11 protein-coding genes are annotated in these 14279 nt (G+C 57.1%); 1 reads left to right on the forward strand and 10 read right to left on the reverse strand.

Annotated features, from left to right (window positions below; all coding sequences use genetic code 11):
- Positions 1-10: 10 nt before the first annotated feature.
- From HP572_RS05270 to HP572_RS05300, 7 genes are all read right to left on the reverse strand, one after another.
- The gene (locus HP572_RS05270) at positions 11-1258 is read right to left on the reverse strand and encodes an MFS transporter (protein WP_039508944.1); all 1248 of its coding nucleotides are present in this window, start codon (positions 1256-1258) and stop codon (positions 11-13) included.
- 83 nt (positions 1259-1341) lie between these two features.
- Positions 1342-2178, reverse strand: coding sequence for an ABC transporter ATP-binding protein (locus HP572_RS05275; RefSeq protein ID WP_240584973.1), 837 nt, complete (start codon positions 2176-2178; stop codon positions 1342-1344).
- Positions 2175-3008 carry an ABC transporter ATP-binding protein gene (locus tag HP572_RS05280; RefSeq protein WP_240584974.1) on the reverse strand — a complete coding sequence of 278 codons (834 nt, stop codon included), beginning with the start codon at positions 3006-3008 and terminating at the stop codon, positions 2175-2177. Before HP572_RS05280 ends, HP572_RS05275 begins: the two co-directional genes overlap by 4 nt.
- A gap of 183 nt (positions 3009-3191) precedes the next feature.
- Positions 3192-4112, reverse strand: a complete 921-nt coding sequence (locus HP572_RS05285) for an Rpn family recombination-promoting nuclease/putative transposase (RefSeq protein ID WP_240584975.1) — start codon at positions 4110-4112, stop codon at positions 3192-3194.
- A 173-nt stretch (positions 4113-4285) separates the two neighbouring features.
- The gene (locus HP572_RS05290; protein WP_240584976.1) at positions 4286-6079 is read right to left on the reverse strand and encodes an aryl-sulfate sulfotransferase; all 1794 of its coding nucleotides are present in this window, start codon (positions 6077-6079) and stop codon (positions 4286-4288) included.
- Positions 6080-6095: 16 nt separating this feature from the next.
- A complete protein-coding gene (locus HP572_RS05295) occupies positions 6096-6905 on the reverse strand; it encodes an ABC transporter ATP-binding protein (protein WP_240584977.1) in 810 nt (269 codons plus the stop codon).
- Entirely contained in the window at positions 6902-8620 is a 1719-nt protein-coding gene (locus HP572_RS05300) for an ABC transporter permease (RefSeq protein WP_240584978.1), read from the reverse strand. Before HP572_RS05300 ends, HP572_RS05295 begins: the two co-directional genes overlap by 4 nt.
- A 132-nt stretch (positions 8621-8752) precedes the next feature.
- On the opposite strand from HP572_RS05300, the gene HP572_RS05305 reads away from it, so the two are divergent.
- On the forward strand, positions 8753-9889 hold the full coding sequence (locus tag HP572_RS05305; RefSeq protein WP_240584979.1) for an ABC transporter substrate-binding protein: 1137 nt from the start codon (positions 8753-8755) through the stop codon (positions 9887-9889).
- A gap of 12 nt (positions 9890-9901) precedes the next feature.
- Here the strand turns inward: HP572_RS05305 and HP572_RS05310 are convergent, their stop codons facing one another.
- The 3 genes from HP572_RS05310 to HP572_RS05320 all read right to left on the reverse strand — a co-directional run bounded on the left by HP572_RS05310 (position 9902) and on the right by HP572_RS05320 (position 14126).
- A complete protein-coding gene (locus HP572_RS05310) occupies positions 9902-10840 on the reverse strand; it encodes a LysR family transcriptional regulator (protein ID WP_039320420.1) in 939 nt (312 codons plus the stop codon).
- Positions 10841-11101: 261 nt separating this feature from the next.
- A complete protein-coding gene (locus HP572_RS05315) occupies positions 11102-11854 on the reverse strand; it encodes a CDP-diacylglycerol diphosphatase (protein ID WP_240584980.1) in 753 nt (250 codons plus the stop codon).
- Positions 11855-12116: 262 nt separating this feature from the next.
- Positions 12117-14126 carry a TonB-dependent siderophore receptor gene (locus HP572_RS05320; RefSeq protein WP_240584981.1) on the reverse strand — a complete coding sequence of 670 codons (2010 nt, stop codon included), beginning with the start codon at positions 14124-14126 and terminating at the stop codon, positions 12117-12119.
- Positions 14127-14279: the final 153 nt, after the last annotated feature.

The following is a 14279-nucleotide window of genomic DNA, read 5'->3' on the forward strand; positions in this document are numbered from 1 at the left end:
CAGTCTGTCCTTATTCATTCACGGTTGAAGCGGATTTAAACGGGCGGCAGATGACCATCATCGCCAGCGAACTGCACAACGGCACGGCAGCGAGCAGCACCCACGGAATGGCGGCCTGCGGCGACGGCGTCAGCGCGCGGTCAAGCTGGCTGCCGAGTATAAAGTTGCCGACGAGAACGGCGATGCCACCCATCGACGCCAGCGCGCCATAGTGCGCACCCAAATTCTGGTTGTTGGCAAAGCGTGGTATAAGGTCCATCCCGACGGGAACGATCAGCATCTGTCCCAGCGTCAGCAGGGTAATCAGCGAGATAGCCGGAAGCAGGCGCTGCCAGCCTTCAGGCGGCGTACTGGAAGCAAACAGCGCGACGCTAAAGAACGAGGCAGCTAGCAGCGCAAAGCCCAGTGGCAGCATGCGTGCCGCGCCAACCCGGCGGGCAAAACGCGCCAGCGGGAGCTGCAACCCGATCACCAGCAGGGAAGCCAGCACAAACAGCGGGCCGAGATCTTTCTCACTGCTGCCGGAGCGATGCAGTTCAACCGGTAGCGCCAGATAGAGCTGGTTGTAGCTGAACAGATAAGCGCTGTAGGCAATGATGAACGCGACAAAGCGGCGCTGGCGGAAGGTTTCCCACCATGGAGCAATCTGTAATTCGCCCCGATTGCGCTGTGTTGGCGGCAGGCTGAAAAACAGGATGATAAGTGCAATCACAAAAACGCCCGCACCGGCTAGCGCCACGCGTTGGAATCCGTATCCTGCCAGCACCGAACCGAGCAATGGCCCCAGCACTGCGCCTAACTCGCCGCAAATGGCAAACAGGGCGAACCACTCGGAGCGGCTGCGTTTTCCCTCTTTTTCACTTTGCGTACCGGCCTGTGCCATCAGCGCTTCAATGGCGGGGGAGAACAGGGCACCGCCAACACCGGTCAAACAGGCTCCGAGGATGATCGGCCACAGCGAGTCGCCTAACGCCAGCAGGAGATAGCCGCTGATACGCACGACGCAGCCGCACAGGATGATCACACGTGCACCGAAGCGATCAGCCAGCGCACCGCCGACTAAAAACATGCCCTGTTGAGAGAAGGTGCGTAAGCCAATTACCAGTCCGATGGCCCAGCCGGAAAGCAGCATGTCGTCGCGCAGGAAAATGGCCAGAAACGGCACGACGGCATAAAAGCCAATATTGAAAACCAGCTGGCTACCCAGAAGTAACGGGGGATAAGGCCGTGGGGCGCGGTTGGCGGTAAGGTCTGACATGTCATGATCCGTTATAAAAAGCCCGTTACGGGGAATGTGTTATTGATGCGATATTTTATGGTAAAAAGCGCGTTTTCAGCGAGCTAATAGCCTGACGTCGATAGCGCGGGTACGGCCTGCAACAAACGGGCTGTGTGCGCCTGCTGCGGCGAAGCCAGCACTTCTGCGGTGGGGCGATCTTCAATAATGCGACCGCCGTCCATGACCAGCATTCTGTCGCACAGCCCGGCGAGCATGGAAATGTCGTGCGACACCATCAGCAAACCCATCTTGTTTTGTTCGGTGACCTGTTGAAGCAGGGCTTTAATCTGTTCGCGCAGCGGCAAATCCAGACCGCTGACGGGCTCGTCCGCCAGTAAGAATTCGGGTCGAACGATCAGCGCTCGCGCCAGCGCAACGCGCTGTGCCTGTCCTCCGGAAAGCTGTCCGGCGACCTTATCCAGAAGTGTGACGCTAAGCCCCACCTGATCCATGACTTCATGCAGGCGGGCTGAATTACTTTTATTAGTGCGACGGTTCTCATCGGGGCGGAGTCGCTTCAGCGGCTCAATGAGGAGATCGGCGACGCGCTGACGCGGCGCGAGCGAGCCTGCCGGATCCTGCGGAATGTACTGAACGCGGCGGCGATACCAGAGCAGTGAACGCACCGAACCGGGCGTAATCAGGTTGCCGTCGCAGTACACTACGCCGCTCTCCGTCGCTTCAAGCGCGAGCAGGGTTTTTAGCAGCGTGGATTTACCACAGCCGGACGCACCAACCAGCCCGACGCGTTCGTGCTGTTGCAGGCTCAGCGACAGGTCGTGAAAAATCGCACTGGCGGGATCGGCCTTTTGCCACGGCAAACGTGACGTCTGGCGATAGCGGCTGACGCGCTCAAGACTTAAAAACGGTGAGGGAACCGCATGCAGATGGTGGTTCATCCGGCGAGCGCTCCGGCAGCGGGTAACATCCTGTCGGATAACAGTGTGTCAGATAAAAGTGTGTCAGCGCGACGGGCGGCAGCGACCAGACTGCGGGTATAGGGCTGCTGTGGTGCATTCAGTAGTTGCTGCATGCTGCCAGATTCAATGACTCGCCCGTTTTCCATCACCAGACCACGTTGGCAGAGCTGGGCAGCAACGGCGATATCATGCGTAATAAACAGCAGGGCGGGCGCATCCGGCTGCGTGCTACGTTCCTGTAAGACCTGCAATACCTGCTGCTGGGTCATGACATCAAGCGCGGTTGTGGGTTCGTCGGCCACCAGCAGGCGCGTCTTGCCGAGTAGGGCGAGAGTAATACAAATGCGCTGGCGCTGACCGCCGGATAATTCGGCAGGATAGCGTTGCAGCAGGTTGGGAATATCATCCAGCTTCATAGCAGCCAGAAGGGCAGAAAGTTCAGCGGAAGAGGTGGCTTTCAACGCCAGAGACAGCTGTTTTCCCAACGGCATGAGGGGATTGAGCGCTGTTGCTGAGTCCTGGAATACGGCAGAGACGCGGCTAACGGGGGGGCGTGCCAGCGCTTTCAACTGACTGACTTCTTCGCCATTAACCCGAATACTGCCGCTAATCTGGCAGCCCGATGGCGGTGTGCCGATTACCGCTTTGGCGGTGAGGGATTTACCGGAACCGGATGCGCCGAGTAAACAGACACGTTCACCCGCAAACAGCGTAAAGCTGATATCACTGACTTTGGTTTCACCACCAATAGACAGGTTCAGGTTCTCTACCTGAAGAATGGCGTCTGTGTGTCTGTTCCAGTTAATCATGGCTAACGTATAGGGTCAGTGTAAATCGATATGTAATAACATAACAAACTACGACGAAGTGATGCAAAGGAAATGTGATCCAGAGCTTATAAATTGGCGCATCGACGTGCTCTTAGCCGACCACGTCGATGATGAAAAAATGAGGGGAGAATAATTGCAGGGAGTGCGGGCTATCTTTAGAGCCTAGTCATTCGATGAGTCAACCAGCTGTGCCAGTTCCGCCGCGCTCAACTGAGTAATTTGACAAACCTGAGCAGGTTCCATCCCGCTAAGCAGAAGCTGACGAGCAATGTTTCGAGCACTGGCTTTCATACCTTGTTGCATTCCTTGCTCCATGCCATGTTTGATTCCTTTTTCAAACCCGATTTTCTCAAGCTGCTGTGCGATAGTCATGATCGCCTCCCGATCCGTTGACAGAGACTGCGCGACGGCCTCAATAAACTCTGCTGGCCTTGAGGTGTTGCCGCTCCGCGCGATGTAAAACAGTATCGCTCTTTTTTGCAGCAGGGGTACCTGCCAGCGCTCAAATAATAGCCCGATATCCTGCGCCAGTTCCAGCATATCTCGCGTGCGGATGTGTTTTTGTACCAGTTCCAACAGCGCCACGCGGCGATGCGTCTTGATATCCTCATCCGGTATCACCGTGAGGTCAACCAAAGGAAAGGGGGCGTTGTAGAGTTTCTCAGCCTGAATAGCGTCAGCAAAACCATCGAGCCAGCGCAGCGTATAGGGATAAGGGCTACGCTGGCCGTGATAAAACAGCAAAGGAACGACGAGCGGCAATGTATCGTGGCCTTGAGAGAGGTGTTGCTGCATAGCAGCCAGCGCGTAGCGCAGCAGGCGAAATGGCATCAGCTTTTCTGGGCGACTCTGATGCTCAATCACACAATAGATATAACCTTGCCCTGCGGTGGTCTGAATCGAGTACAGCATATCCGATATTCTTGCGCGTAGTTCCTCGTCAACAAAAGAGGCCGATTGCAGTTGTAGCGAGCTGAAGTCGCAGATAGTCCTGATTTCTTCTGGCAGATGGATAGCGAAGAAATCCTTTGCGACGGCTGGATCGCTGAGAAACTGTTTAAAAATCGCATCATGCGCGGCCATGCTGTTTTTCCGTCCCTGAATAATCTGTAGGCAATGGTAAAAGAAGCAGATACGGACAGGGAAGAAGCGCGGAGGGCAACTGCGTCGGTATGGAAGGATGTACGCAAGAAAAGTGAGAAATGAAAGTAACGACGCGATCTCACTGGGAGCGAGATCGCGTTAAGGTGTGAGGCTTAGTTCTGTTGTGCGGCCAGCCACTGGCGCAGGCGTTCAGGCTGCTGTGCGCCGCTCAGGCGAGCCTGTTCTTCACCATTGACGAGCCATAGCAGGGTCGGTAGCGTCCGGACCGCCAATTGCTCCGCCAGCGCAATGTGATGATCGGCGTCCAGATAATGGCTTGGTAATTGGCGGTATTCCTCGTTATCCAGAATCGCTTCTAACTGGCGGTAGAGGCTTTTGCAGTGGACGCAGCGTTCAGCGCCGACCAGCAGCAGCTGTGGACCAGGTTGGGCTGCCAGCTCAGGCCAGTCGTCGGCGGTGAGTGGAGCAAAACGCTCGCGGTTGACGGCAAAGAGCTTCGGGCTGCGCTTGAGGTCTTCGCTGTCGGTCGCGACGCACAGGGCATCGCCGCCTTTTTTGTAGGGGCGCGTGCCGTCGATACGAACCACGCTGGCGAAGCCGGGGGCGGCGGCACCGGGTTGACGTAGCTGGGTGTTGTCGGGGGCAATCACCGGGGTTTCCTGTGGGCGTGGCAGCTGCGGCACCCACTCGTAAGGCACGCGGTAAGCGCGGTACAGCATGTTGGTGTTCACCGTCTTGCCCCAGTAGGGGGAAATAAACTCCCAGACAATCTCGTGATCGACGGTCACTTCAAACAGCCGACCATTGGCCCCTTCGTTAATCAGCGTATTGCCGTTCGGCAGACGTTGGATATTGCTGATATACGGGCTGTAAAAACGGAAGGCGTCGGTCGGGTGCGGGATGCCCGCTTCGTACGGCGAATAGCGCCAGACAATATCCAGCGTTATCGGGTTGATTTCCAGCACGCGGGAATAGTCACGCCAGGCGTTTTTCACGCCGTCGGCCGATGCTGGGTTGGGTGCGCCGTAGCCTGCCCAACCGCCGTTATCAAACACCAGAATATTGCCCGCGCCCGGTAAACCTGCGGGGATCATATGCGCGTGATGCTGACCGATAATCCAGCCGATGTGTTTGAGTTCAGGCGTGTTGTAATTCGGGCCAAGCTGCCAGACGATATTGCCGCTCTGCTTGTCGATGATGGCGATGATGTTGGATTCGCGCGCGTCCCAGATGATGTTATCCGGATGGAAGCGGGTATCGCCTTGATCGAACCACGGATTGGGGCCGAGTGCTGACATGGAGTTGATGTGCATCCAGTCGCCCATCCCGCCGCCGCTTTTGCGCAGGTTAGGGTTGTTGTACAGCGCGGTTTTCGCGTCGTCATCAAAGCCCAGCTCATCGAAATGGTCGCTGCAACGCCATTCCCACAAAATGTTGCCCTCCCAATCCACTTCGATGATGGTGTCGTCGAGCAGCAGTTTGTCGCTGATCCGTTCATTATGCAGGTTGGTATGCGCCAGCAATAGCGTGTTGCCGCCGATCGACTGCGGTTCCTGCCCCGGCGCGTAATAGCCTACCGGATTGCCGCTGCGCTGGTAGTCATGATGGACGCGCGCCATCCATTCTGGCGGAAGATCGGGATCGGTAATGTGCCCATAGCCGTTGAATTTCCACACGACGTTGCCGTCCCAGTCCACCTGAATCAGGTCGACCATGTCCTGCATACCGTAGCGCGAATCGCGTTCGCCGCTGTGCCCAAGGATGTAACCGCCGGGCAGGATTTTATTGGGGAAGCCGTGCAGACCTTCCCACAGGCGCAGTTCGGTGCCATTCATATCCACCAGTACCGCGCCACGTTCCAGCGCCTGAAAGACGGTGTAGCCGCCCCAGGCTTTTTCCGGGTTGTAAATCGTTGTGCCGGTCGGGTAGACGGAAGGGTGTCCCATAGTTGTGCTCCAGTATTTACGTGTTCAGAGAAGAGAAGTCGGCAGCCGTATCGGCAGGCTGCGTCAGCAAGGCGAGCAACTCGCTGCACTGCTGGTGAAAGGCCTGACTGTCACGCTGGCGCGGATGCGGCAGCGAAATCGTCGCAATCTGGCGGATACGGCCCGGTCGCGGGGCCAGCACGACGACGCGATCGGCGAGATAGACCGCTTCCTCGACGTCGTGCGTGACCAACAGCGTGGTGGTGCCCTCCGCCTGATGAATGCGGCGCAGCTCCTGTTGCATCTGTTGGCGGGTCAACGCATCCAGTGCGCCAAAAGGTTCATCCAGCATCAGAATGCGCGGATTGGCGACGAGCCCGCGTGCGATAGCCACACGCTGTGCCATGCCGCCGGAAAGCTGAGCAGGCAGGGCATCGGCAAAATCCTGCAAATGCACGAGCTGAATAAAGTGGTCGATCAGGCGCTTCCGTTCTTTGTCGTCGATGGCTTCATTCGCCAGTCCGAGCGCGATGTTTTGTCGCACCGTCAGCCACGGAAACAGGCGCGGTTCCTGAAACACCATTCCGCGCTCACGTCCGATACCGCGCACGGTTTTCCCTTCGACCAGCACGCGTCCCTGATAGTCGTTGTCCAGGCCGACCAGCATACGCAGCAGCGTGGATTTGCCGCAGCCGCTGCTTCCAACAATCGCCACCAGTTCACCGCTGTGAATCGACAGGGAAAAATCCTCAATCACCGTTAACGCCTCGCCCTGCACGCGAAACTGTTTACGAAGCCGATCGAACTGCACCACCGGCGGTGATTCGTCAAGGGTTGTGGATGTCATGAGATTTCTCCTGCGGAACGCCAGCGCGTCATCCGCTGTTCCAGACCTAATCCGACGCGGTCGAGCACCGCGCCCGTTAATCCAATCAACAGCATGCCGCTGATAATCAGGGGCATATCCAGTAGCTGCTGGGCGTTAATCATCAGGCTGCCGATCCCGGTGCCGGATGACATGAAATATTCTGCGCCAATGGTGCCAAGCCAGGCGTAAATCAGCGACAGACGTAAACCGGCGAAGATCGCAGGTGCGGCACCCGGCAGGATCAGCACTCGCAGGCGGGTCCAGAGACGGAGTTGCAATACCTGTGCGACTTCCTGTAACGCCTGAGAACGCTGGCGAATACCACGATGGCTGGCCACCAGCATGGGGAAGAATGAGGCCAGTGCGACAAACGTGATTTTCCCGACTTCATCGTTGCCAACCCAAGCAGTCAGCAGCGGTAGCCAGGCAAACAGCGCGATCTGGCGCAGCGTCGCGACCGTAGGGGTAAAGAGGGCATCGCTGGTGGCATTCAGCCCCAGCAGCACACCGCACACGAGCCCTGCGATAATGCCGCATACTGCACCGGCGAGCGCACGAGTCAGGCTGGCCTGCATCGCCTCGGTGAGCGAACCGTCACGGACGCCTTGCAGCAGCATGTGCCACACATCAGCGGGCGGTGGCAGCAGCAGCGGGTCGATCCAGCCAAAACGGCTGGCCTGTTGCCAGAGCAGCAGAAGGAGAAAGGGTAAAACCAGCGCGGATAAGCGGCGAGACGGTGCGGTAGTTAAGCGACTGAGCGGCGGGTGTGGCCAAAAGACCAGACGGCGTTCCAGTTGATTGATTGCCCACTCCATCGTCAGCCCTGCCAACCCAATCACGGCGATGCAGACAAACACAATATCCAGCTGAAACAGCTGGCGTCCCCACACCAACAGGTAGCCAATGCCCTGAGACGACGCCAGCAGTTCGACCACGATTAGCGACACCCACGCCTGCGAGAGCGCAAGCCGTAAGCCGGTTAACCAGGTGGGGAGCGCGGCGGGCAGCGTTAATTTGATGAAGCGCTGATGCCACGGCAGGCGCAGCGTGCGAGCGACTTCCTGTAGCGCATGCGGCACGTTACGCACGCCCGTTTGCGTATGCAGCGTTACCGGGATAATTACGGCCTTGATGATGACCGCGAGCTTTAAACCGTCATCAATGCCGAACAGCACCATAAACAGCGGGATCCAGCCCAGCGTTGGAATTTGTGCCAGCGCGTATACCGTCGGGTGCAGCAGGTGTTCGGCGCGGCGCGAGGCGCCCATCAGTGCGCCAAGCAGCGTCCCCGCCAGAACGCCTGCCAGCAGGCCGCTAGCCAACCGTTGCAGGCTGATAAAGAGCTGCGGCAGGAGATCGTTGTGCCAGAGTTCGACGGCAGTTTTAGCGACGACATCGGGAGCTGGGAGAATCTGGGCGGGCATCCAACCGTAGTGGGTGCTGATATACCACAGGGCCAGCACTGCCAGTGGCACGATCAGTGGTACTACAAGCGACACGACTAGTGGCATGACAAGAGAATAGGCCCGCGCTATCGGCAGAGAAGGCCAGACGATCGTGGTTTTTTTCAGCGGCATCGACTTATTCATTTTATTCCCGAAAACCATCGCAGTTGGATGAATAGGGAATAAAAAACAGGTTTCGACGTTGAACGCCAATGCAATAAAGCGATGGTCGCCGTGCAATAAATGCATATGCGTAGCCCGAGCCCGCCAGCCTTGATTTATGCTTTTTTCCGCTGAACAAACCTGTAAATGTTATTTAAGCCTGACGCCAACGGTTCGCTAGTTTCATGACAGATGAAACGAATTATTAAGGAAAACCGTATGCAACAAGCCACCCAGTTGATCACCGCCTCGCCGATAGCGGCATCTTCCCGCTGGCGCTGGGGGATGAAGGTATTAAGTACCGCCCTGTTGATGGGGGCAGCGCTCGTTTCCGCCGTTCAGGCAAACGACGCCGCCCCGCAGGATGCACAGAAGCCGACGGAGATTCGCATTGGTTTGCCGGATCAGAGTGCAGGCAGCAAACCCTTTATTCGCGGGCCGCTGGGGTTGGCGCACATTCGCCAACAGTTGGAGAAAGAATTTGAGCCGCAGGGTATTAAAATTCACTGGTCGTTCTTTAAAGGGGCGGGCCCAGCGGTGAATGAGGCGCTAGCAAACAAGCAGTTGGATGTGGTGTATCTGGGCGATCTGGCGGCGATTATCGGTCGTTCGGGGAGTCTGCCAACGCGGGTGCTGGTCGGGTCACGCGGCTCTAATTCTTATCTGGCGGCGACACCGGAATCGGGCATTCAGCGCATTGAAGACCTACGCGGCAAGCGGATTGCGGTCTACAAGGGGACGGCCGATCAGTTGTCGTTTGAGCGTGCGATTAAAAGCGTCGGGCTGAACGAGCGGGACGTGCGGGTGATCAATCTGGACTGGACGGCGGGCAAAGCGGCGCTGGCGGCCAGGCGCGTGGATGCGGTGTGGGGCGGCGTCTCTCTGCTGGCGTTGCGTAAGCAGGGCATCAATATTGTGACCACCAGCCGGGCGCTGGGCTGGTCGAACACCACGCAGGCGGCCGTGCTGGCGACGCAAGACTTTATCGACCGTTATCCGGGCACGACGCAGCAGCTGGTGAATGTGCTGGTGGACAATGCGCAGTGGATCGGCGATGCGCAGCACCTGCCGGAATACACCGCGCTGATGTCCGAACAGAGTCAGATTCCGCAGGCGATTTTTCAGGAAGAGCTGAAAGCGGAAGACCTCCCTTTCCAAAGTTCGCCGCGTCTTGATCCATTCCTGCTCAGCAGCTTGCAGGACAGTATCGAGCGGGCGAAAGCCGCAGGGCTGATTCGCAACACGTTCTCGGCCAGCGACTGGTTTGCCGGCCAGTTTGTTGATCGGGCGCTGAAAGCTAAAGGGCTGGAATCGAACTGGGCGGTGTATGACGCCAGCGGTAATCCGGTGAAATAATCACGAATGCGCTCACAGGGTCGGCAGTGCCGGAGCCGGTGAGCGCAGCCTGTCCTGCGCCAGTATGCTTTCGATCATCAGCTCAGCCAGCGGCGGCAGCGTTCTTTGCAAGCAGGTGACAATACCGAAGCGGGTTTGCATATTCCCCCATTCTGGCGGCGTACCCGTCAGCGGAATTTCTACCAACTGATGGCTTAATCGTCCCAGCGCAAAGCCATCCTCACTGGCGAAGCTGATGGCCTGCGTGTGCCGTAGGATGCTGAAGACGGAATAGATATGATCACACTGAATCTGTGGTCGATAATCGGGCTGACGCGTTAACGCCGCCAGCACCTTGCGCATGCCAACGGGCATAAAAGGGGAGGCGAGCGGAAAGCGCAGGAGATCGTCCGGCGTCACGTTTGCCTGTTGCGCCAGCGGATGTGAGGAGTGGCAGATAAAGAAGCAGCGCTGCTGGCTTAATGGCTGTACGTGGAGGTTGGTTTCCATTTCGGCCTGCCAGGTATCGGCAACGATAAAAGGCCACTCGTCGGCCAGCAGCCGCTCACGCAGGGATTGCCAGTTATCTACGCTGTAGGTGACTCTGGCGCGCGGACGAAGGGCATGGAAATGCGCGACAGCTTTAGGGATCAGCGTGGTCGACGGTGCCGGACCACAGCCAAACGTCAGTTCGCCTTCCTGCGCCTCGCTGATCTGTCGCATGTCGGTCATCAATTCCCAGGACAGTTCCTGCATACGCCGCGCAAACGGCAGCAGCGTATTGCCCTGCCACGTCAGCGCAAAACGGCGGCTCTGACGGTCGATAAGCGGATGCCCCATCGTTTGTTCCAGCGCCTGAATGCTGCGACTGAACGCCGATTGCGACAGGCAGACGGCCTCTGCGGCCTGTACAAAACTCCCATGTTCGGCCAGTGCAAGAAAATTGCGTAATTGCCGTAAATCCAGATGCATGTTGCAGCTACCTACCGTATCGATTTTCCCCACTTTTTAGGCGGAGGTCGGCTGGCAACGCAATGAACAAAACGTTATAACTTATAGCGAATTGATTGCTATACCCGTCATACTTCAAGTTGCATGCGCGTTGGCTTCACTCGGTCACCCGAATCACTTACTTGGGTAAGCTCATCGGGACTCCCTCACTTGCCGCCTTCCTGAAACTTGAATTCTTTAGGGTATATCGACCTTCAGGCCGCTGTCTGGCGCGGTTAGCGGCTATTTCGCCAGCGCACAGGAAAAATCCTGAATTTCTTCCACGGACCCGAGACTCATATTGAACACGTCAAGGCCGCTGGCGAGCAGTACCTTTTCGCCTGCTGGCGTGGAGACCATCGCGAGCCCGTATTTGCCGATAGATTCATCCCGCTGCTGGGCGTAGCGATCGAGCGTTTTGAACGGATCGCTTTGCGTCAGTTCGTTTGCTGTGAGGGTTTTTGCCAGATAGATATGCCCGTTGATTTTGACCGGCAGCGTTTTCCAGTCGCCAGAAAGCGTCGGGAACTGCTGATTCAACGTTTGATAAATCTCTGGGCGCAGGCAGGCAATGTGGATATGCAGCTGGTTTTGCGTGCGGCCATAGCGTGAATTAATCGCCAGCGACAGATAGTCATCTCTGATCGGTTTACCTGCCTCGCTGGAGAGACGACCGCGTTGCGCCCAGGCCTGCTCGAAGAAATTGGGTATACCTGGCTGCAAGAGTTCAGGGCTTTCGATGCCGCTGATTTTATCCGTTGGGAGCAGCAGATCGTGATAGGGACCGTTTCTGTCATCAAAGAGCACGTAGCCCTCTGCCAGATTAACCTCCAGACAGGGGGCCGGTTTGCCGTTGCGCTGCTGATTGGGCACGCATTGTTCGCTGACGATCTCCCACAGTGCATTGCTGTTTCCTCGGCCGAACGACCACCACAGCACGGCAATCAGCAAGACGACAACGGGAATCAGAAGGAGAAGGAGCTTATTACGCGTCATGATGGATCTCCGGCAGAATGCAGCTGGCGCAAAACATCAGGGTAAACGGATCATGAGAAAGTGGCGAGGGTCAGTATGGTGCAGGAGCGATGTCATTAATATGACCTAGCGGAAAAGGCGAAAGCCTAATCGGTAACGGATTGTAAGGGAATCAGCGGTAAGAGGTATGCACGGTAAGAGGAAACGGCCTGCCGGGATGACAGAAAATTATCCCGGCAGGCCGTTATGCTATGAATGTGTCATGACCGAAGTCAGAACAAAATCAGAATAAATCTACCCGCACGTCTACGCCAACGGTTCGGCCTTCGTTGACTTGCGCATAGCCCGATGTACCGCTCATGAAGCCAAAGGTACGGTAGCGGCGGTCGAAAACGTTATCCACATAGCCGGCGATATTCACCCGGTCGGTAGCCTGCCAACTGAGGCGCAGGTCGGTCGTGGTATAGGTGCCCTGACGCAATGCATTGTCGCCGTCGAAGTAGTGCGGACCTACCACGTTGAAGGCCAGACGCGGCATTAACGCGCCAAACGAGGTATCAATCAATCCGTTCAGGCTGGTGCCGGCACCGTAGCGCGGGACGAAGGGCACGCGTTTATCCTGATAGCTCTCACTGTCGCCCGTAAATTCAGAACGGACATAGGTGCCGTTGATATCCCATGACCAGTTGGGAACGAACTGCCACTTCAGCATCATCTCTACGCCGCTGGCGTCGGCACTACCTGCGTTGCTGAGCGTTTGCATACCGACCGGGCCGGAATACAGCTGCATATCACGCGTGTGGGTGTGGAACACTGCGCCCTGAAGCTGCACATCGCCGCTCTGGTAGCGTGAGCCGATTTCATAGTTAATCGATTTCTCCGCACTATACGGAATGGCCTGCGTGCCGGCGGCAGGTGAATAGTTAAAGCCGGTTGGTTTGTAGCCCTGCGCGACGCGAGTATAGACACGCCAGTCATTATTCAGCAGATAGCTGGCGGAGAGCTGTCCCAGCACCTGATCGTCATCGACGCTATTGCGGTCGCCCACGTTCATGCCGGAGAACTGCTGGTGGTAACGGGTTTCGGCTTTATCGTGCGACACGCGCAGCCCGCCGCCCAGATCGATGCGGTCGGTCAGATGCCAGGTCAGATCGCTGTAGGCAGCTAACGTCTCCGACGACGTATTGGCATTGCTCTTCATGAACGGAGCACCTGCCGTGCTGTAGGTCAGATCGAGTTTTTCACGCGTGTCCTGTCGGTAAAGACCGAACACCATATCCACCGTGCGGCCTGCACCGTGTGTCGCGGCACGCAGTTCCTGCACGTCCTGATCCCAGCGCTCCGGCATGTCGGCCATCAGCGTACCGTTCGGGAAGGTACGGTCGTAATTTTGCTGCTGCCACGCGCCGATCAGGCTAAAGATCCAGTTATCGGTGGTGTATTTTCCGCTTAGCGACTGGCTGTGCGTGCAGCGGCGTAATGTCGGGTCGGGTGCGCCCGCGGCGATCTCCAGTGTCCGATTTTTAGCATCGCCAAACGGCAGATAGGTATCCTGCGTGGCGCGCGTACAGTCTTCCGTCAGTGCCAGACTGGTTTCCCACGGCTGACCATCGGGTGCCAGTCGCAGTCGAAGATTCCCGACGCTGGATTTTGTCCCGCCGAGATTGTCGCTGCCCGTGGCAGGGTTGGTCATCGCGCCTGAATCGACCTGACGCAGCAGCGTAACGCTGCCGTACAGCAGACCATCCTGAATGGGGCCGCTGAGGTTGATTTTGCCGTGATAGCCGTCGCGGCTGGCGACGCCGCCTTCGACATAACCACGCGGCGTGCTGTCCGGCTGTTGAGTTACGATGTTGATAATGCCGCCCTGTGCGCTTTTACCGTACAGCGTCCCCTGTGGGCCTCGCAGCATTTCGATGCTTTCCACATCGGAGAGCGCCTGCACGGTGTTGGTGGCGAGCTGTGGTACGCCGTCCACGTAGACCGTCACCGCCGGACTGTAGAAATCCTGGGCGGAAGACACGCCGCGTAGTGAGATGGAAGGGAACAGCAGGCTACCGTTATTGCCGAGGTTCAGGCCGGGCATCACGCGGGTCAGCTTGTCTGTGCTGGTCACGCCAGCATCTTTCAACTCCGGTGCCGTTACGACGGTAGAAGAGACGTTATTGGCCGAGGCGGAATAGGGCGACTGTTTGCTGGCGGTAACAACAAGCGTATCGTCCTGAGCAGCAAAGGCATAAGAAGAGAGAAACATGCCAGTTAAGGCAAGCGGATAAAGACGCATTATTTTCATTATTAAATCCCTGAAAAGACTAAAATTGCTGTCAACGTAACGGCTTTCATCACGACGCGCTGTAGTACGATACGGAAAGCTACGATACCGAAAGCTACGGTACGAAAAGCGCGTAAGACAGAGAATGATGAAAGTTAAATGATAATCGTTTGC

Origin of the sequence: Pectobacterium sp. PL64 (genome assembly GCF_022477975.1) — a bacterium.
Taxonomy (GTDB): domain Bacteria; phylum Pseudomonadota; class Gammaproteobacteria; order Enterobacterales; family Enterobacteriaceae; genus Pectobacterium; species Pectobacterium jejuense.

Coding starts and splice junctions, on each gene's coding strand:
- HP572_RS05270 (WP_039508944.1), bottom strand. CDS start 1,258: ATGTCAGACCTTACCGCCAACCGCGCCCCACGGCCTTATCCCCCGTTA.
- HP572_RS05275 (WP_240584973.1), bottom strand. CDS start 2,178: ATGAACCACCATCTGCATGCGGTTCCCTCACCGTTTTTAAGTCTTGAG.
- HP572_RS05285 (WP_240584975.1), bottom strand. CDS start 4,112: ATGGCCGCGCATGATGCGATTTTTAAACAGTTTCTCAGCGATCCAGCC.
- HP572_RS05310 (WP_039320420.1), bottom strand. CDS start 10,840: ATGCATCTGGATTTACGGCAATTACGCAATTTTCTTGCACTGGCCGAA.
- HP572_RS05320 (WP_240584981.1), bottom strand. CDS start 14,126: ATGAAAATAATGCGTCTTTATCCGCTTGCCTTAACTGGCATGTTTCTC.
- HP572_RS05315 (WP_240584980.1), bottom strand. CDS start 11,854: ATGACGCGTAATAAGCTCCTTCTCCTTCTGATTCCCGTTGTCGTCTTG.
- HP572_RS05305 (WP_240584979.1), top strand. CDS start 8,753: ATGCAACAAGCCACCCAGTTGATCACCGCCTCGCCGATAGCGGCATCT.
- HP572_RS05280 (WP_240584974.1), bottom strand. CDS start 3,008: ATGATTAACTGGAACAGACACACAGACGCCATTCTTCAGGTAGAGAAC.
- HP572_RS05300 (WP_240584978.1), bottom strand. CDS start 8,620: ATGCATTTATTGCACGGCGACCATCGCTTTATTGCATTGGCGTTCAAC.
- HP572_RS05290 (WP_240584976.1), bottom strand. CDS start 6,079: ATGGGACACCCTTCCGTCTACCCGACCGGCACAACGATTTACAACCCG.
- HP572_RS05295 (WP_240584977.1), bottom strand. CDS start 6,905: ATGACATCCACAACCCTTGACGAATCACCGCCGGTGGTGCAGTTCGAT.